Raw genomic sequence first — 19,374 nt, 5'->3', positions numbered from 1 at the left:
ACGGATGGGTCTTGTAAAGCAGGTAACAACGCTGTGACTTGAAAGGCGACGGGTATACTAGCCAGGTGTACTTATGGCCGACAGCCCACGTGAATTTCTGCTGGAAATGACCGATATCAGTAAGTCATTTCCCGGCGTCAAGGCATTGGATAATGTGAATCTGCGCGTTCGTCCGCACTCCATTCATGCATTAATGGGGGAGAACGGCGCGGGGAAATCGACATTATTAAAATGCCTGTTCGGCATTTATAAAAAAGATGCCGGCAGTATTATTTTTCAGGGCCAGGAAATTGATTTCAAAAGCTCCAAAGAGGCGCTGGAACATGGCGTTTCAATGGTGCATCAGGAATTGAACCTGGTGTTGCAGCGTACCGTGATGGATAACATGTGGCTCGGGCGTTACCCGACCAAAGGCATGTTTGTCGATCAGGACAAAATGTTGAAGGACACCCAGGCGATATTCGACGAGCTGGATATTGATATCAACCCACGCGATAAAGTGGGCACGTTATCGGTATCGCAGATGCAGATGATCGAAATTGCCAAGGCTTTCTCCTACGACGCCAAGATTGTGATTATGGATGAGCCAACCTCCTCGCTGACGGAAAAAGAGGTGAATCATCTGTTCACCATTATCCGTAAGCTGAAAGAGCGCGGCTGCGGCATCGTCTATATCTCGCACAAAATGGAAGAGATTTTCCAGTTGTGCGATGAAATAACCATCCTGCGCGACGGCCAGTGGATTGCCACCCAGCCGCTGGAAGGGCTGGACATGGACAAGATTATTTCGATGATGGTGGGGCGTTCGCTCAGCCAGCGTTTCCCCGACAGGCAAAATACGCCGGGCGAGGTGATCCTGGAGGTGAAGGGCCTGACCTCAATGCGTCAGCCTTCGATTCGTGACGTCTCTTTCGACCTGCATCAGGGGGAGATCCTCGGTATTGCCGGGCTGGTGGGCGCCAAGCGCACCGATATCGTGGAAACCCTGTTCGGCATCCGCGAAAAAATTGCGGGCACCATCAAGCTGCACGGTAAGGCCATCAACAACCACAGCGCCAATGAAGCGATTAACCACGGTTTTGCCCTGGTGACGGAAGAGCGCCGTTCCACCGGGATTTACGCCTATCTGGATGTCGGTTTTAACTCGCTGATCTCCAATATCCGTAACTATAAAAACAAAATTGGCCTGCTGGATAATGCCCGCATGAAGAGCGACACCCAATGGGTGATCGATGCCATGCGGGTCAAGACTCCGGGTCATCATACCAACATCGGCTCGCTGTCCGGCGGTAACCAGCAGAAGGTGATTATCGGCCGTTGGCTGCTGACCCAGCCGGAGATATTGATGCTGGATGAACCGACGCGCGGTATTGACGTTGGCGCCAAATTCGAAATTTATCAGTTGATGACCGAGCTGGCGAAGAAGGGCAAGGGGATCATTATTGTCTCGTCTGAAATGCCGGAGCTTTTGGGAATTACCGACAGAATATTGGTGATGAGTAATGGTCAGGTTGCGGGCATCGTTAACACCAAACAGACCTCGCAAAATGAAATTTTACGTCTCGCATCCCTGCACCTTTAAGGATCAGAATTATGAACGCGCTGAATAAGAAAACTTTGTTCACCTATTTCAAGGAAGGTGGCATTTACGTGGTGTTGCTGGTGCTGCTGGCAATTATTATTATCCAGGATCCGACTTTCCTCAGCTTAATGAACCTGAGCAACATTCTGACTCAGTCTTCTGTGCGCATTATTATTGCACTGGGCGTGGCAGGGCTGATTGTTACCCAGGGGACTGACCTGTCCGCCGGCCGCCAGGTGGGGTTGGCGGCGGTGATCGCTGCGACTCTGTTGCAGTCGATGGATAACGTCAACAAGGTGTTTCCGCATATGGAAACCTGGTCGATTCCACTGGTGATCCTGCTGGTGTGTGCCGTAGGCGCGGTGATCGGCCTGGTGAACGGTCTGATCATTGCCTATCTCAATGTGACGCCGTTTATTACCACGTTGGGTACCATGATCATCGTGTACGGCATTAACTCGCTGTATTACGATTCCGTCGGCGCATCACCAGTGGCGGGGTTTGATCCCAAGTTCTCCACCTTTGCTCAGGGGTTCCTGCGCTTTGGCGACTTTAAGCTGTCGTACATTACCTTCTACGCCATCATTGCGATTATTTTTGTCTGGATCCTGTGGAATAAAACCCGCTTCGGCAAAAACATCTTCGCCATCGGTGGCAACCCTGAGGCAGCAAAGGTTTCCGGCGTGAACGTGCCGCTGAACCTGATCATGATTTATGCGCTGTCTGGCGTGTTCTATGCGTTTGGCGGTTTGCTGGAAGCGGGGCGTATCGGCAGTGCCACCAACAACCTCGGCTTTATGTATGAATTGGATGCCATTGCCGCCTGCGTGGTCGGTGGGGTGTCCTTTGCCGGTGGGGTCGGTACGGTATTGGGAGTGGTGACCGGGGTGATCATCTTCACCGTTATCAACTACGGCCTGACCTACATTGGTGTGAACCCTTACTGGCAGTACATCATCAAGGGCGGGATTATTATCTTCGCGGTGGCATTGGATTCACTGAAGTACGCCAAGAAGAAGTAAAAGTCTCTGCAAAAAAACGGCCAGCAAATGCTGGCCGTTCTTGTTTTTATTGAGGGGAAGTCAAGGCTGTTTGGCCTTTTGTTTTTCCGCTTCCAGCTTGTGTTCCAGCTCGACCAATTGTTCCGGTGATACCGCCGGATAGCCCTGGGCGTCCTCCGGTATGGTGTGCATGGAGGAGATTGGGATCAGCGGGCCGAGGAAGCGCGGTTCACGTTTGAGGATGTACAAATCGGTCAGCGCGCCAAGGCGGGCGAAGATCTCGCGCACACGCACCGTCATCATATCTTTTGGTGAGGGTACCGCGTAGCACTGCGCCTGGATCCCCATATGCAGCGCGATAAACAGCGCGCGTTCACAGTGGAAGCGTTGGGTGATGATGATAAAGTCGTTGGTGTCGAATACCTTACGGGTACGTACGATCGAATCCAGGGTGCGGAACCCGGCGTAATCCAGCACGATATCGCTGGGCGCCACGCCGGCGGCGATTAAATCGCGACGCATGGTCATGGGTTCGTTGTAGCTTTGCTGGGCATTGTCACCGCTCAGCAGCAGGTATTTCACTTTGCCGCTGTTGTAGGCGTTGATCGCCCCCTGAATGCGGTAGCGGTAATATTGGTTGATCACGCCGGTCCGGTAATATTTGGCGGTACCCAGTACTACGCCGACCTGGCGATGGGGTAGCCCCTGCAGTTCGTCATAGACGAAAGGTGCAGTTTTCCAGCTGATCCAACGATCGAGCGCGATAGCCGAAATCATCAGCAATGCAGCGATGACAAACAAGCCGATTATCAGGCGTTTCCACATGTTATTGCCTTACGCGCACCGTGGCCAAAAAAGATGGCTCAAGGCTACTTTACCTGACTACTTGAAGCAAGCTTGTCCCCGTTCTGGCACGCATTGCGCCGCATTTTTAGGCGTTTTCGGCCATAAAAAAAGTCCGGCGAGCCGGACTTTATCAACTTGCTTGTGCAAATCAGAAAGAGGTGCGCTTGTAGCTGCGGTATTGCGGTCGCCAGAAGTTGTGTTCGATGGCTTTCGACAGCGCTTCTTCAGAAGTGACTACCGCCATTCCCTGCAGTTGAGCCGCTTTACCCACTTCCATCGCGATGCATTTTGACACGCCCTGAATATCGTCAATATCCGGTAACAGTGCCCCATGCCCGTCGGTGGCCAGCGGTGAACAGTCGGCCAATGCCCGGCTGGCGGCCATCAGCATCGCGTCCGTGACACGGGTCGCGCCGGAGGCCAACACACCCAGACCAATCCCCGGGAAGATATAGGAGTTGTTGCATTGGGCAATCGGGATCTGCTGTTCTTTATAGTGAACCGGTGCGAACGGGCTGCCAGTGGCGACCAGCGCCGCGCCTTCGGTCCAGTTGATGATGTCTTCCGGACGGGCTTCCACGCGTGAAGTTGGGTTGGACAGCGGCATCACGATCGGCCGCGGGCAATGCTTGTGCATTTCGCGGATCAGTTCTTCGGTGAACAGACCAGGCTGGCCGGAAACGCCGATCAAAATGGTCGGTTTGGCATTACGCACTACGTCCAACAGCGAGATGGCATCGCTTTCTGTTTGCCATGCGGTCAGGTTTTCGCTTTTTTGCACCAGCTTGCTCTGGAAGTCGAGCAGGTTAGGCAGTTTGTCGGTCAGCAGACCAAAACGGTCAACCATGAACACGCGGGCGCGCGCTTCGTCTTCGCTCAGACCTTCGGATTTCATCTGGGCGATAATTTGCTCGGCAATGCCGCAGCCGGCGGAACCGGCACCCAGGAAGGTCACTGTTTGGTCACGCAATTGGCTGCCCGCAGCGCGGCTGGCGGCAATCAGGCTACCCAGCGTGACCGCGGCGGTGCCCTGAATATCGTCGTTAAAGCAGCAGATTTCGTCACGGTAGCGGTTCAGCAACGGAGTCGCGTTGTTCTGAGCGAAATCCTCGAACTGCAACAGCACGTTCGGCCAGCGGCGTTTTACCGCCTGGATAAACTCTTCAACGAAAGCGTGGTATTCATCACCGGAAATACGCGGATGACGCCAGCCCATGTACAGCGGATCGTTCAGGCGCTGTGGGTTGTTGGTCCCCACGTCCAGCACTACCGGCAGGGTGTAGGCCGGGCTGATACCACCGCAGGCGGTGTAAAGCGACAGTTTACCGATAGGAATGCCCATGCCGCCGATGCCCTGGTCGCCCAGTCCGAGAATACGTTCGCCGTCGGTGACGACGATCACTTTGACATTCTGTTTGGTGGCGTTTTGCAGCATGTCGTCAATGCGATCGCGGTTCGGGTAGGAGATAAACAACCCGCGCGCCCGGCGGTAAATATCGGAGAAGTGCTCGCAGGCTTCACCCACCGTTGGCGTGTAGATGATTGGCATCATCTCGCTCAGGTGGGAGTCCAGCAGGCGGTAGAACAGGGTTTCGTTGGTGTCCTGGATGTTGCGCAGGTAAATGTGCTTATCGCTGTCGTTTTTGAAATCCTGATATTGGCGATAGGCGCGCTCAGCCTGTTCTTCAATGGTTTCCACCGCGTCGGGCAGCAAGCCTTGCAGGTTGAAATGGTTGCGTTCTTCTTCGGTGAAAGCACTGCCTTTATTCAGCAGTGGGAATTCCAACAGGATCGGGCCGGCATAAGGGATGTAGAGAGGGCGTTTGCTTTCGTATTCAAGTTCCATGACTTTTGCTCTTCAACGTATCGGATAACTTTATAAGGGTGATCCTAAAAGATCGGCGAAATATGTACAGCAATTGTTATCGGATCATGAGGTAAATTGGCGTAATTATCGACGATCAAATCCTAATTTAACTAAAGAAAGTGTTTTAAGACGTGAATGCCATTGTAATCGGCTGGCGAGGCTGTTAACAGCGGTGCCGGGCGGCACCGCCAGGGTCAGGATCAGAAAGTAATACGGCTGACATTTTGGCAGCCCAGGGCAGCCAGCGTGGCACGGGTAGCATCCCATTGGGTAAGGATGGCGCTTTCTGGCTCAGCCAGCACTGCGCGTTTCACTTTCTGACAGTCGTCGCCGGAAACATTCATCAGAATCAGCGCGGCCTGCAAGGGTGGCAGACTTGGGTTGAAGGCGGCGTTTTCCGCATAACGGCCAGTGTAGATTGTGCCGTCTTCAGCCTCCAGTGCGACGCCGCTGTGGGCGTTGCTGTAGGGTGCATGGCTCTGATTGGCGGCGGCCAGCGCTGCTTTTTCCAGTTCGTCCGTCAGCGCCAGTTGGAAACCATGGTCGACCTGGTCCATTAACAGCGTGGTGATATCCAGGTCTTTCGGGCCGAAGGAGTCCGGCAGGTAATCACCAAGCGTTGCCGGTTCACGGCCGGGCAGACGAATTTTCAGGTTGGTGCCGCTATTGAGTTCGTTCATAAACTGACGGCAATGGCCACAAGGCGTGTAGTTAACGGTGATGGAGGCCAGAGCGGGTTCACCGCGCAGCCAGGCGTGGGTCACCGCACACTGTTCCGCATGAATGGTTTGTTGCATCGGGGCGCCGCTGAACTCCATATTGGCACCAAAATACAGATTGCCGCTCTGCCCACGGGCAATGGCGCCGACATAAAATTGTGAGATTGGCGCTAACGAGCAGGCCGCCGCCAGTGGCAGCAGAGCGAATGCCAGAGCATCATCATCCAGCCCACAGCGCTGCTTGATCGCGTCCACTTGTTCCGCCTTGAGCATGGCCGGGAAATCAGGCGCATCAATATAAGACTGCAGGGCGGATTGCAAGGTGGCGGGCAGTTCGCCAAAAGCGGTTTGAAAACGCGGGTGCATAGAAACTCTCTCTACTGGTTAACGGGATAACATTCTAGGCAGCCTTGCGTGAATAAAGTGTGATGCAAATCTCTTTATTGATGAAATCAATGCAATGAAAAGCATAATTGCGAGATATATCGCAAGTTTTAACCGTTCTAACTGAACAGATGCAGGAGTACCGGGAACAGGAAAGGGGCCAGCAGCGAGGTAATGATCCCGCAGATCACCAGCGCCAAAGAGCCGAAAGCCCCCTCCTGATAGTCCATTTCCGCGCAACGAGCCGTGCCCAGCGCATGAGATGCAGTACCCATGGCCAGTCCCCGCGCCGAGCGAGTGGTGATTTTCAATAGTTTAAACAATGTATGCCCGAATACTGCGCCGAGAATACCGACGAAGATTACGCAGACGGCGCTGATTGCCGGGATGCCGCCGAGCGATTCCGCCACTGCCATGGCGATAGGGGTTGTGACCGATTTGGGCATAATGGATGCGGCGATTTCCGGCGTGGCACCCATCCATAAAGCGATGGCACCGCCGCTGATCATGGCCGTCATACTGCCGATAAAGCAGACGGCGATAATGGATTTCCAACGGGCGCGGATCTGGTGCAGCTGTTCATACAGCGGGTAGGCCAGCGCGACGACGGCGGGCTGCAATAAGTCATTGAGGATTTTGCTGCCCTGAAAATAGCGTTCATAGGGGATGCCGGTCAGTAACAGCAGGGGAATGATCACCGCCATCGAGACCAGCAGCGGGTTCAGCAGCGGCATGTTCAGCCACTGTGCCAGCTTGCGTGCGGCAAAGTAGACTGCCAGCGTCAGTGGCAATGACCACCAAATTTCATGGATCATTTCTCACCCTCCGCGGCATCCGGTTTGCCGACGATGCGACGCTCCCGGTGGAAATAATGCGAGGTATAGCCCACCACCACCAGCACCATCAGGGTACTGATAATGCAGGAAACCACCAGCGGGCCGAGGTGATCGAGGATCTGGTCATAGTATTTCATTACGCCAACGCCGATGGGCACAAACAACAGCACCATATAGCGGATCAGCAGATGACAGCCGGGTTTGACCCACTTGGCCGGCATAATTTGCGTGGAGAGCAGGGCGAACAGCAACAGCATGCCGATAATGCTGCCGGGAATGGCGATCGGCAAGAGCGCCGCGATGGCATTGCCGGCAAATAAGCAAAGGTAGATAAGGACGATTGCCCTCAGGTATTTCCAGCACAGAGTGAATAGCTTGGTCATAACTTAATCCCGTTTAACCGATGCATTCATCATACAATTAAACTGTGACCTTCGCCACAAATCACACCATGAATTCTCTCTATGGCTATCATGCCTGCCAGGCAGGTTGACAGCCGTAGTTAAGCCCGGTGCGCCCTCATTTTGTACTGATGATGCCTGCGCGGTATTGCTGCTTTTGCGCCAGGCGATGACCGAGGAAAAAGAATAGCAGGCTGAACAATGCGGCAGCAATCAACATCACAAACATCATTTGCGGCGCGGCATAGCTGAGTATAAAACCGCACAGCACCGGGTTGATGGCACCGCCCAGAGCGCTGAGGTTTTGCACACCGTAGTAACTGCCTTTCAGATGCTGTGGGGCGATAAAGTCGATAAACATATACTCCACCGGGATCACGATAATTTCCCCCAGGGTAAATATCGCCATAGCGATGGCCCACAGCCAGAGTGATTGCCCGGCCAGGCTAAAACCGATCAGCCCCAAAATGAAAAACACGGTGCCCAGCGCCAGCCAGCGCAGCATGTTTTCCTGCCGCATACCTCGGCTCAGTAAATACTGCAGGGCGATGACGATGCAGGCATTAACAATCATCACCGCACCTATGACCTGGTAGGCAAACTCGGCGTTGGAAACCAGTATCAGGTATTGCGACAAATAACCGGTGAACTGCCCGAATACCACCGCGCCCAGCGTACTGCCGAGGGTAAAATAAATCAGCCGGTGGTCGCTTCGCAGAATGGTCAGCGTTTGGCGGAAATTGGGTGGTGCAGACGGCATGACATCAGTCGCCGCTGGCGGTGTGGGACGTTGCCGGTGCAGGCTAAAACTCAACGCTGTCACGGTGAATAAAGCCAATCCGCCGGAAAGGTAGAAGGGTAACAATGGGTTCAGCCCTGCCACCATTACCCCCAGTGATGAGCCCACCGCCCAGCCGACGTTCACCAGCGTGTAGTTAATTGAAAAGGCTTTGATACGCTGTGCAACCGGTAGCCAGTCGGCAAAACAGGCTTTGATGGTGATGCCCAGCACCGAATAGGCGGTATGCAGAATAGCCAATACCACGATGATGCCGCCCGGACGCGGGATCCACGGAATAGCGAAAAAACTCAGGGCGAACAGCAAAATGGCCGTCAGGATCAAGGTGTTTTTGTTGAACTTGTCGACCAGGTAACCGCCATACAGACTGGCGAAAATACCGATCATCAGGCTGATGCCCAAAATGATACCGACGCTTTTCGGCAGCAGATGGAAATGCCCGGTGAGATAGATGGTAATGAACGGCAGCGTGACGCCACGCCCAATGGTCAATACCAGCGAGCTGGCCAGCAAGGTGTTGATCAGCGGTGGGAATCCCTTCATGTCAGACCTGTTTATGCATGCGGTGATTAATTTGGTGTGGGTAACCGTAGGGGGCGAAGATATCCGCCCCTATAATCTGCCTGAGTATATGCAGGATTTAAATTATTTGCCCGTTTTAGCCTGCAGCGTGGCGAACCAGGGCTGAATGAACGCGTCGCTGCTGCCCCAGCCCGGGATGATTTTGGCCAGGCCGGCGACGTTGACCGGCCCCGGCTGGCTGACCAGCAGTGCCTGTGGAATAGCGGCGGCTTTAAATTCGTAGGTTGCCGGCGTCGGTTCCCCGGCAATTTTGTTCGCCACCAGACGCAGGTTGATTGCGCCGATCAGTTTGGTGTCCACCGCCACGCTGACTTTCCACGGGCTGTTGGCTTCGCGCATCAGCTGCAAATCCTGATTAGAGATGTCGATGCTGTACAGTTTGATCTCGGTACGGCCATTCTCTTTCAACGCCTTGTAGGCACCCTGACTGAAGGCATCCCAGGTGCCCCAAATGGCGTCGATCTTGCCTTTCGGATATTTGGCCAGTACGGCGCCGACCTTGTTGGCGGTATCACCCTGTACGTCGGATGACACCGCACCAATTGATTCCAGCTCGTGAATGCCAGGGTTCTGTTTCAGTAACTGTTGATAAGCGGCCTGGCGGCGTTCCATCGGCGGGAAACCGGCCACCCAGAGTTTGATGATATTGGCCTTGCCGTTGAAATCCTTGATTAACTGACCGAAAGACTCATTGGCCAGCGAGGCGTCATCCTGCTGTGAAACGGTCACGCCGGGGATGCTGCCGCTGATGTCGGTATCAAAGGCGGATACGGCAATACCCGCCGCCGTAATGCGTTTGACCAGATCGGTGGAATAGGGCGCGCGGCCCTGCGAGAGAATAATGCCGTCATACTTCTGGCTGATGGCCTGATTCACGAAATCCTGAAAGCGTGCGTCGTCACCGTTGCTGAGGAAGGTATCCACCTTAAAACCCAGTTTACGGCCTTCCTGGAGGGTGCCGGCCAGAAACTGAGTGGTGTTGTCGTCGGAGCCCAGATTGCGGATCACCGCAATGCGAATCGGACCCTGATGTTGAGCGATGGCGGTGGGCACCGGCGCAGGGATTTCTGCGGCAAACAACGGCAGAGTGGTCAGCAGGCCAATGGCCAGCAGCGGGGTCTTTAGGGTTTTCATTATTATTGGCTCCGAAAGCAGGTGAGAACTATCCCGGTAAGTGGCTATTTATAGCAGTCTTTCCTTCTGGACGTCTACTTTAATGTCGGAGCATTGGAACCGAAAGGATTCTCTTGGGAAGGGGCTGGAGCAGGTACTTTGGGGGATCAAATAAAAAGGGCCGAGCAAGCTCGACCCTTATGACCGTGGTAGCGGGTGTTACTTCACCTGCATCCCTGGCTGTGCACCGCTGTCCGGGCTAAGCAGGAAGATTTCTTTTCCGCCCGGGCCGGCAGCCATCACCATGCCTTCGGAGATACCGAAGCGCATTTTGCGTGGCGCAAGGTTGGCAACCATGATGGTCAGACGGCCTTCCAGCGTTTTTGGATCCGGGTAAGCGGAACGAATACCGGAGAAGATCTGGCGCATTTCGCCACCCAGATCCAACTGCAGCTTCAACAGCTTGTCCGAACCTTCGACAAAATCGGCGCTCTTGATCAGGGCAATACGCATATCAACCTTGGCGAAATCGTCAAAGGTGATGGTGTCCTGAATCGGATCCTCAGCCAGTGGGCCGGTGACCACTTTCGCCGCTACCATATCTTCTTTCGAAGCGCTGACCATCTCATTTACCTTGTCCAGATCGATACGGTTGAACAGGGCTTTGAATGTATTAACCTGATGGCCCAGCAACGGCTGCGGGATGCTGTCCCAGCTCAGCTCACAATTAAGGAAGGCTTCGGTGCGTTCAGTCAGTGACGGCATTACCGGTTTCAGGTAAGTCATCAGTACGCGGAACAGGTTGATACCCATTGAGCAAATAGCTTGCAAATCCGCATCGCGGCCTTCCTGTTTGGCCACTACCCACGGCGCCTGCTCATCCACATAGCGGTTTGCCAGATCGGCCAGCGCCATGATTTCGCGGATTGCGCGACCGGACTCACGGCTGGCATAGGCTTCGGCGATGCTTTGTGCCGCATCAACGAAGGTTTGGTACAGCGCCGGGTCGGCCAGCTTGTCGGCCAGTTGCCCCCCAAAACGCTTGCTGATAAAGCCGGCGTTGCGCGAAGCCAGGTTAACCACCTTGTTCACGATGTCGGCGTTCACCCGCTGCACGAAATCTTCCAGATTCAGGTCGATATCGTCAATGCGTGAAGACAGCTTGGCGGCGTAGTAGTAACGCAGGCAGTCGGCATCCAGGTGTTGCAGATAGGTACCGGCCTTGATAAAGGTGCCGCGAGACTTGGACATCTTGGCGCCGTTTACCGTCACGTAGCCATGTACGAACAGGTTGGTCGGTTTGCGGAAGTTACTGCCTTCCAGCATGGCCGGCCAGAACAGGCTGTGGAAATAAACGATGTCCTTGCCGATAAAGTGATACAGCTCGGTGGTGGAGTCCTTGCGCCAGAACTCGTCAAAGTCCAGATCGCCGCGCTTGTCGCACAGGTTTTTGAATGAACCCATGTAGCCGATTGGCGCATCCAGCCAGACGTAGAAGTATTTGCCTGGGGCATCCGGGATTTCAAAGCCGAAATACGGCGCATCGCGGGAGATATCCCACTGTTGCAGACCGGACTCAAACCATTCCTGCATCTTGTTCGCTACCTGCTCTTGCAGCGCGCCGGAACGGGTCCAGGCCTGCAACATTTCGCTGAACGACGGCAGATCAAAGAAGAAGTGCTCGGAATCACGCAGCACCGGCGTTGCACCGGAAACCACGGATTTCGGATCGATCAGTTCGGTCGGGCTGTAGGTTGCGCCACAAACTTCGCAGTTATCGCCGTATTGATCCGGCGATTTGCATTTCGGGCAGGTGCCTTTGACGAAGCGGTCAGGCAGGAACATGCCTTTTTCCGGGTCGTACAGCTGAGAAATGGTGCGGTTCTTGATGAAACCGTTTTCTTTCAGGCGGCCGTAAATCAGGTTCGACAGCTCACGGTTCTCATCGCTATGGGTTGAATGATAGTTATCATAGCTGATGCCAAAACCGGCGAAATCCTGTTGGTGCTCCTGGCTCATTTCCGCAATCATTTCTTCCGGCTTGATGCCCAACTGCTGAGCTTTCAGCATGATCGGCGTGCCGTGCGCGTCGTCCGCGCAGATGAAATGAACCTCGTTGCCGCGCATTCGTTGGTAACGAACCCAGATGTCTGCCTGGATGTGCTCGAGCATGTGGCCGAGATGGATGGAACCATTTGCGTACGGCAGCGCGCACGTCACCAATAATTTTTTCGCGACTTGAGGCATAGTGAGAACTTGGTTTCTGTAATGAATAAAAAGGGTCTTTGATGTTACCCGATCGCGCCCGCCACGGCTAGGGCGGTTTCTTTATACAGACATGCGCCGACCGGCCTGCAGTTCTGATATGCTTAGCGGGAAGCTATCCATTCAAAATCAAGGAGCCGGGATGAGCACAAAATCCCCCGAGCAGACCAACCCCGAAGTTCTGCGTGCCCTGGTGACCGGTGTACTGGCCGCCTTTGAACACCCGACGTTAAAAAACAACCTGACCGCGCTGAAGGCAATTCACCACTGCGCGTTGTTGGATCATGTGCTGCACATTGAACTGATCATGCCATTCGCCTGGCAGAGCGGTTTTGAGGTGCTGAAAGACAGCGTCAGTGCAGAATTGCTGCGCGTGACCGGTGCTGAAGCGATCGACTGGAAACTGAAGCACGACATTACTACTCTGAAACGCGCCAACGATCAGGCCGGTATCAAGGGGGTGCGTAATATCATCGCCATCAGTTCCGGTAAGGGCGGGGTGGGGAAATCCACCACGGCGGTTAACCTGGCGTTAGCGCTGGCTGCGGAAGGGGCCAAGGTCGGTATTCTGGACGCCGACATTTATGGCCCGTCGATCCCGAATATGCTGGGCACCGAGAACGAGCGTCCAACCTCGCCGGATGGGCAACATATGGCACCGATCCTGGCGCACGGTTTGGCAACCAACTCTATTGGCTATCTGGTGACCGACGATAATGCCATGGTGTGGCGCGGTCCGATGGCCAGCAAGGCGTTAATGCAATTGTTGCAGGATACCTTGTGGCCGGATCTGGACTATCTGGTGCTGGATATGCCACCGGGTACCGGTGATATTCAGTTGACGCTGTCGCAAAACATTCCGGTTACCGGAGCATTGGTGGTCACCACGCCGCAGGATATCGCGTTGCTCGATGCCGCCAAGGGCATTGTGATGTTTGAGAAGGTTCATGTGCCGGTACTGGGCATCGTGGAAAATATGAGTGTGCATATTTGCAGCAACTGCGGACACCACGAGCCCATTTTCGGTACCGGTGGGGCGGAGAAGCTGGTGAAGAAGTACCATAGCCGCCTGCTGGGGCAATTGCCGCTGCATATTTCACTGCGCGAAGATTTGGATCGTGGCGAGCCGACGGTGATAAGCCGCCCGGACAGCGAATTTGCCGAGCTGTATCGCCAGCTTGCCGGTCGCGTTGCCGCGCAGATGTATTGGCAGGGTGAAGCTATTCCGACGGAAATCTCTTTCCGCGCCTTGTAATTCACTTAACGCCTGCCAGAAAACAACCCCGGACATGTGCCGGGGTTTTGTTTAGGGGGTCGTAAGGTGTTTGTGCAGATCAGCTCGGGTATAAGGGCGTTCGATATGCGCTAGGGCGGTGGCAATATGTTCCAACAGGCCCTGCGTCGGTGCCGGCTGCCGGTTGCCCATCAGGGCGAGCGGTAAAGCCAATGCGCAGATGATCCGTAACCAGGAAAGCTGCGGACGCGGTTTGCCACGCTGTAACCACAGGAACAGCGTGCTGGCCAGATAACCCAACACTAATCCGCTCACTACTTCCGAAGGCGAATGCACCTGAATGGCCAGCCGCGATAACCCGATAGTGAGGGGCAATACCAAACCGGCCACCAGCGCCATACTGCGCACCGCATGTGAAAAACGCCCGGTCAGCGTCCAGAGGAACACCGGCCAGATACTGGCCGCCAGCGCAGAGTGACCGCTAAAGCCGGTAAAGTCATAGCTTTCAATGCCGATGCCCCAGCCCATAAAGGCCAGTTTGGAGGCACATACCACGCCGCCGGCACCGCCGAAAATCAGCGCCCATTGCCAACCTGCGGTTCGGGTGGCTGGTGGCACGACTAATACGACAAAGAGAATCAATGAGCACGGCAGTAACAACATACTGTCGCCAAAAAATGTCAGAAAATACCAGTCCAGCACGTCGGTCTCCGGTGAAATAAGGCATCCCAATTGTCAGGATTATCATCAAGTCACCGAGTTTACCCCGGCATGCCCGATAGCCCTAGAAGCAATCATCTGAAAATCGTGGCAGACCAATCCGACGAAATAACCCGATATAGCGGCCTGGCGGCGGTAATATAGGCTGGCGCTATGGCCGCTAACTCCCTATAATTGACGCGTTTTAGTTCCCCCCCTTCACACTACGAAATCAGGTCTTCAATTTTATGACTGACAAGCCGCATCAGTGCGTCATTATTGGTATAGCTGGCGCATCTGCCTCCGGAAAAAGCCTTATCGCCAGTACGTTGTATCGTGAACTTCGCGATCAGGTTGGCGATGAACATATCGGCGTTATTCCTGAAGACAGTTACTACAAAGACCAGACTCACTTGACCATGGAAGAAAGGGTCAAGACAAACTATGACCACCCGAGCGCCATGGACCACAACCTGCTGTTTCAGCATCTGCAAATGCTGAAATCAGGCAAGGCGATAGAGTTACCCTTGTACAGTTACACCGAGCACACGCGTAAGAAAGAGACCATTCACCTGGAACCGAAAAAGGTGATTATTCTTGAGGGGATCCTGCTGTTGACGGATATCCGTCTGCGTCAGGAAATGAACTTCTCGATCTTCGTTGATACGCCGCTGGATATTTGCCTGATGCGCCGTATGAAGCGTGATGTGAATGAACGTGGCCGTTCGATGGATTCGGTAATGGCGCAATACCAGAAAACCGTCCGTCCGATGTTCCTGCAGTTTATCGATCCTTCCAAACAATACGCCGATATTATCGTCCCGCGCGGGGGTAAAAACCGCATTGCGATCGATATTCTGAAAGCCAAAATCAGCCAGTTCTTCGAGTAATGCTATCCAATGGCCGGAAACCCCGTGTTTCCGGCCGACGGGCAACTATTTACGCCGCGGCGTAGACCTTTTGCCCGTTGTGTGGCAATTTTTGTTTTAGTGACACGCCTTGATGGAGATGAATAAATGAGACTGTGCGACCGTGATATAGAAGCCTGGCTGGATTGCGAAAAACTGGTGATTTCGCCGCGTCCGCCGATTGAGCGTATTAACGGGGCCACAGTGGATGTCCGTTTAGGCAATCAGTTCCGCGTTTTTCGTGGCCATACCGCTGCCTTTATCGACCTTAGCGGGCCGAAAGATGAAGTCAGTGCCGCGTTGGATCGCGTGATGAGTGATGAAATTGTTCTGCCGGAAGGAGAGGCTTTCTTCCTGCATCCGGGGGAATTGGCGCTGGCGGTCACGCTGGAGTCGGTCACGCTGCCAAACGATTTGGTGGGTTGGCTGGACGGGCGTTCTTCCCTGGCGCGTCTGGGCCTGATGGTTCATGTTACCGCGCACCGTATCGATCCAGGCTGGCAGGGCCGAATTGTCCTGGAGTTCTATAATTCAGGTAAGCTGCCACTGGCATTGCGTCCGGGCATGCTGATCGGCGCACTGAGTTTTGAACCGCTGTCCGGGCCTGCGGCACGTCCTTATAATAGCCGCCAGGATGCAAAATACCGCGATCAGCAGGGCGCAGTAGCCAGTCGAATCGACAAGGATTAACAGCGCTGGAAGCACGGTCGGTGTGGCGCTGACAAGAGGATGGCATGAGAAGATTACTGACGACTTTGGTGATTTTGCTGGTGGTGTTGCTGGCGGGGATGTCTGCGCTGGTACTGTTGGTAAATCCGAATGATTTTCGTGCCTACATGGTCACGAAAGTCGAGAAAAAGAGTGGTTATCATCTGACGCTGGATGGCGATTTGCGCTGGCATATCTGGCCGCAGCTCAGCATTCTGGCCGGTCGCATGACCTTGACTGCGCCCGGAGCCAAAGCACCGGTGATCAGCGCAGATAATATGCGCCTTGATGTCAAACTGCTGCCGTTGTTGTCGCATCAACTGTTTGTGAAACAGGTGATGCTGAAAAACGCCGTGATCCGCCTGACTCCTGAAAGTGAAGAACAAAATCAACCGGATGCGCCTATCGCGCCTGCGAGCCACTCCGAAGAGCCGGTAGATACGCCCTGGAAATTTGACATCGATAATCTGCGGGTGGTGGATAGCCTGCTGATTTGGCAACGCGCCAATAACGAACAGATCAACGTTCGCGATATTAATCTTACCCTGCAACAAAATGCCAAACGCCAGGCGCAAATGGAACTTTCCAGCCGGGTAAACCGCAATCAGCGCGACTTGACCTTCAACCTGGCCGCAGATATCGATCTGCAGCAATATCCACGGCGAATTGCAGCCAATGTCACCCAATTCAGTTACCAACTGGAAGGTGCAGACATCCTGGCCGGTGGTATTAAAGGCGACGGCAGCACTCAAGTGGTCTATCAACAGACGCCGCAGCAAGTGACACTTAGCCAACTGAGCCTGGGTGCCAATGACAGTACCTTTAGCGGTGGCGCCAGTATTCAGTTCGGTGAGATACCGGCCTATACGCTTAACCTGACGTCTGCGGCGGTGAATTTTGACGCCTTTACCGGCTGGCAGTCCAGTAGTTCGCCAGTGCAGCAAGAGCAGAATGTCACTTCCTCGCCGGTCATTGCCAGCCAGATGGACGATCCTCAGCAAAATTTGGAGGTGCTGCGAGATTTTAACGCACAGCTCAATTTGAGTGTGGATCAACTCACCTACCGCGGTATGAACATTACCCATCTTTCGACCCAGGCGGAAAACCAACAGGGCCTGTTAACGCTGCATTCGTTCTCCGGGCAGGTAGCCGGTGGTGATTTCGCTTTACCAGGCACTCTGGATGCGCGTGGCCGCAGGCCGGTGATTACCGTGCAGCCGGTGGTGAAGCAGGTTGAACTTGGCAGCATTTTGAAGGCGTTTGAGATGCCGCAAATCATGACCGGGAAATTCAGCATGGAAGGGGATTTAACCGGCGATCGCCTGACGTCGCAGTCGTTTGAACGGCGCTGGCAGGGCACTGCTCAGCTGGCGATGCAGGACGCGCAGTTACACGGTCTGAATATTCAGCAACTGATTCAGCAAGCCGTGGCGCGCAATGATAACAGCGTGAGTGGACAAAAAGATTATCAGCGTTATACCGAAGTGAAACAGTTGTCGGCTAATGCCAGCCTGGATCGCGGCACGGTAAAAATTACCGAGTTGGGTGCAGATTCTCCGTTGTTAAATCTGAGCGGCAATGGGACGGTAGACATGCCGGGTAAACAGTGTGATATGACGCTTAACGTTCGGGTAACTGGCGGCTGGCAAGGGCGTAGCGATCTGATTGAACAGTTGCAGAAAACGCCGATCCCACTGCGGGTTTACGGCCCATGGAACCAACTTAACTATCAATTGCAGGTCGACCAGGTCTTGCGGAAAACGCTGCAGAACCGGGCGAAGGACGCGTTGAACAAGTGGGCCGATAAAAACAAGGATTCGCGCGAAGGCCAGGATCTTAAAAAACTGCTCGATAAGCTCTAATCTTTGAGAGTGCAGGCCGGGCGCTGGCCTGCACTCTCAGTAAACCTCGCCAGAGTATTTCCCTTTCCCAATAATTTCCTCCCGTAACTTTGACGGATATCATGACGTCTGTGCCTGAGTTTGTGCAGAGTGTGCGCAGTTAAGCGATTTATACGCTTTGGCACGGTCAAAAACGAAAATGATAAGTTGAGGGAATATGATAGAGCTTCTGATCGGGGCGGTTGTCGCGGCAGGCGTTGGCCGTTACATCATCAAAGGTTACTCTGCCACCGGCGTATTGATGGTGGGCGGCCTGTTGCTGTTGGCCATCAGTGCCCTGATGGGCAAAAGTCTGTTGCCTGCCAGCGCCACATCTACCGGATGGCGCGCGACTGACATCATTGAATACGTCAAAATTCTGCTGATGAGCCGTGGTGGCGATCTTGGCATGATGATTATGATGCTGTGCGGATTTGCGGCCTATATGACTCACATTGGTGCCAATGATGTGGTGGTCAAGCTGGCATCCCGTCCGCTGCAAATGATCAACTCTCCCTACCTTTTGATGGTGGCGGCCTATTTTGTTGCCTGTCTGATGTCACTGGCGGTCTCCTCTGCCACGGGCCTGGGCGTATTGTTGATGGCTACGCTCTTCCCGTTGATGGTCAACGTGGGTATCAGCCGTGGTGCGGCTGCGGCGATTTGTGCTTCCCCTGCGGCGATTATTCTGGCTCCAACCTCGGGTGATGTGGTACTGGCCGCCAAGGCGGCGGAAATGCCCTTGGTTGATTTCGCCTTTAAAACTACTTTACCGATCTCGATTGCGGCGATTGTCTGCATGGCGGTTGCGCATTTCTTTTGGCAGCGTTACCTGGACAAAAAGGCCAATGAACAGCATCACATTATGGATGTGAGTGAAATCACCACGCATGCACCGGGGTTCTACGCGGTGCTACCCTTTACTCCCATCCTTGGCGTGCTGGTGTTTGATGGTAAATGGGGGCCGGAACTGCATATCATCACCGTGTTGGTTGGCTGCATGCTGTTGGCGGCGGTGATTGAATTCCTGCGCAGTTTCAGTGCCAAACAGGTATTTAGCGGTCTGGAAGTCGCTTATCGCGGCATGGCGGACGCTTTTGCCAGCGTAGTGATGCTGCTGGTAGCTGCCGGCGTGTTCGCCCAGGGCTTGAGCACCGTCGGGTTTATCAGCGGGCTGATCAGCCTGGCGCAGTCGTTCGGTACCGGCGGCATCATCATGATGTTGGTGCTGGTGGTGATTACCATGCTGGCGGCAATGACCACCGGTTCAGGCAACGCCCCTTTCTATGCTTTCGTAGAACTGATTCCCAAACTGGCGGCGCAGATGGGGGTTAATCCGGCGTATCTGGTGATCCCGATGCTACAGGCTTCGAACCTGGGACGTACCCTGTCGCCGGTTTCCGGGGTGGTGGTGGCGGTATCCGGTATGGCAAAAATCTCGCCGTTCGAAGTGGTGAAACGAACTTCGGTACCGGTGATTGTTGGGTTGATCGTGGTGATTGTGGCGACGGAGTTACTGGTTCCCCAGCATTTATAATAGCGGCCGGGCG

At 54.2% G+C, this 19,374-nt stretch carries 16 protein-coding genes; 7 read left to right on the top strand and 9 right to left on the bottom strand.

Features of this window, described 5'->3' with window-relative positions:
- Positions 1–73: 73 nt before the first annotated feature.
- Together mglA and mglC are read left to right on the top strand one after the other, a co-directional pair.
- Positions 74–1,582 (top strand): galactose/methyl galactoside ABC transporter ATP-binding protein MglA, encoded by a 1,509-nt coding sequence (gene mglA, locus FCL49_RS06990; RefSeq protein WP_174352947.1) that lies wholly within the window; start codon positions 74–76, stop codon positions 1,580–1,582.
- Positions 1,583–1,593: 11 nt separating this feature from the next.
- The gene (gene mglC / locus FCL49_RS06985; protein WP_012005998.1) at positions 1,594–2,604 is read left to right on the top strand and encodes a galactose/methyl galactoside ABC transporter permease MglC; all 1,011 of its coding nucleotides are present in this window, start codon (positions 1,594–1,596) and stop codon (positions 2,602–2,604) included.
- 60 nt (positions 2,605–2,664) lie between these two features.
- Here mglC and sanA read toward each other — a convergent pair whose 3' ends face one another.
- From sanA to metG, 8 genes are all read right to left on the bottom strand, one after another.
- Positions 2,665–3,408 carry an outer membrane permeability protein SanA gene (gene sanA / locus FCL49_RS06980; protein WP_174352946.1) on the bottom strand — a complete coding sequence of 248 codons (744 nt, stop codon included), beginning with the start codon at positions 3,406–3,408 and terminating at the stop codon, positions 2,665–2,667.
- A gap of 169 nt (positions 3,409–3,577) precedes the next feature.
- On the bottom strand, positions 3,578–5,275 hold the full coding sequence (locus FCL49_RS06975; RefSeq protein WP_174352945.1) for an NAD-dependent malic enzyme: 1,698 nt from the start codon (positions 5,273–5,275) through the stop codon (positions 3,578–3,580).
- 221 nt (positions 5,276–5,496) lie between these two features.
- Positions 5,497–6,381, bottom strand: a complete 885-nt coding sequence (gene cdd, locus FCL49_RS06970) for a cytidine deaminase (protein ID WP_174352944.1) — start codon at positions 6,379–6,381, stop codon at positions 5,497–5,499.
- 137 nt (positions 6,382–6,518) lie between these two features.
- Positions 6,519–7,214: a CidB/LrgB family autolysis modulator gene (locus tag FCL49_RS06965; RefSeq protein ID WP_174352943.1), complete on the bottom strand. Its 696-nt coding sequence runs from the start codon at positions 7,212–7,214 to the stop codon at positions 6,519–6,521.
- Positions 7,211–7,618 carry a CidA/LrgA family protein gene (locus FCL49_RS06960; RefSeq protein WP_135315806.1) on the bottom strand — a complete coding sequence of 136 codons (408 nt, stop codon included), beginning with the start codon at positions 7,616–7,618 and terminating at the stop codon, positions 7,211–7,213. The genes FCL49_RS06965 and FCL49_RS06960 overlap by 4 nt, the downstream gene beginning before the upstream one ends.
- Positions 7,619–7,754: 136 nt before the next feature.
- Positions 7,755–8,978: an MFS transporter gene (locus tag FCL49_RS06955; RefSeq protein WP_174352942.1), complete on the bottom strand. Its 1,224-nt coding sequence runs from the start codon at positions 8,976–8,978 to the stop codon at positions 7,755–7,757.
- 102 nt (positions 8,979–9,080) lie between these two features.
- Positions 9,081–10,151 (bottom strand): sugar ABC transporter substrate-binding protein, encoded by a 1,071-nt coding sequence (locus tag FCL49_RS06950; RefSeq protein ID WP_174352941.1) that lies wholly within the window; start codon positions 10,149–10,151, stop codon positions 9,081–9,083.
- 198 nt (positions 10,152–10,349) lie between these two features.
- Complete coding sequence (metG, locus tag FCL49_RS06945; RefSeq protein WP_174352940.1) at positions 10,350–12,377, bottom strand: methionine--tRNA ligase; 2,028 nt, start codon at positions 12,375–12,377, stop codon at positions 10,350–10,352.
- A 160-nt stretch (positions 12,378–12,537) separates the two neighbouring features.
- Here metG and apbC point away from each other — a divergent pair, with 160 nt between their 5' ends.
- Positions 12,538–13,650, top strand: coding sequence for an iron-sulfur cluster carrier protein ApbC (gene apbC, locus FCL49_RS06940; RefSeq protein ID WP_017892171.1), 1,113 nt, complete (start codon positions 12,538–12,540; stop codon positions 13,648–13,650).
- 51 nt (positions 13,651–13,701) lie between these two features.
- Here apbC and FCL49_RS06935 read toward each other — a convergent pair whose 3' ends face one another.
- The gene (locus tag FCL49_RS06935; protein ID WP_017892172.1) at positions 13,702–14,331 is read right to left on the bottom strand and encodes a phosphatase PAP2 family protein; all 630 of its coding nucleotides are present in this window, start codon (positions 14,329–14,331) and stop codon (positions 13,702–13,704) included.
- A 245-nt stretch (positions 14,332–14,576) separates the two neighbouring features.
- Here FCL49_RS06935 and udk point away from each other — a divergent pair, with 245 nt between their 5' ends.
- The 4 genes from udk to dcuC all read left to right on the top strand — a co-directional run bounded on the left by udk (position 14,577) and on the right by dcuC (position 19,361).
- The gene (udk, locus tag FCL49_RS06930; protein WP_012006009.1) at positions 14,577–15,218 is read left to right on the top strand and encodes a uridine kinase; all 642 of its coding nucleotides are present in this window, start codon (positions 14,577–14,579) and stop codon (positions 15,216–15,218) included.
- 126 nt (positions 15,219–15,344) lie between these two features.
- On the top strand, positions 15,345–15,926 hold the full coding sequence (dcd, locus tag FCL49_RS06925; RefSeq protein ID WP_012006010.1) for a dCTP deaminase: 582 nt from the start codon (positions 15,345–15,347) through the stop codon (positions 15,924–15,926).
- 44 nt (positions 15,927–15,970) lie between these two features.
- The gene (gene asmA, locus FCL49_RS06920; protein ID WP_174352939.1) at positions 15,971–17,806 is read left to right on the top strand and encodes an outer membrane assembly protein AsmA; all 1,836 of its coding nucleotides are present in this window, start codon (positions 15,971–15,973) and stop codon (positions 17,804–17,806) included.
- Between the two features lie 196 nt (positions 17,807–18,002).
- Entirely contained in the window at positions 18,003–19,361 is a 1,359-nt protein-coding gene (dcuC, locus tag FCL49_RS06915; RefSeq protein ID WP_017892176.1) for an anaerobic C4-dicarboxylate transporter DcuC, read from the top strand.
- Positions 19,362–19,374 lie beyond the last annotated feature (13 nt).

The organism is Serratia proteamaculans (assembly GCF_013337185.1).
Classification (GTDB): domain Bacteria; phylum Pseudomonadota; class Gammaproteobacteria; order Enterobacterales; family Enterobacteriaceae; genus Serratia; species Serratia proteamaculans_D.
This window is presented reverse-complemented; position numbering and strand designations above follow the sequence as displayed.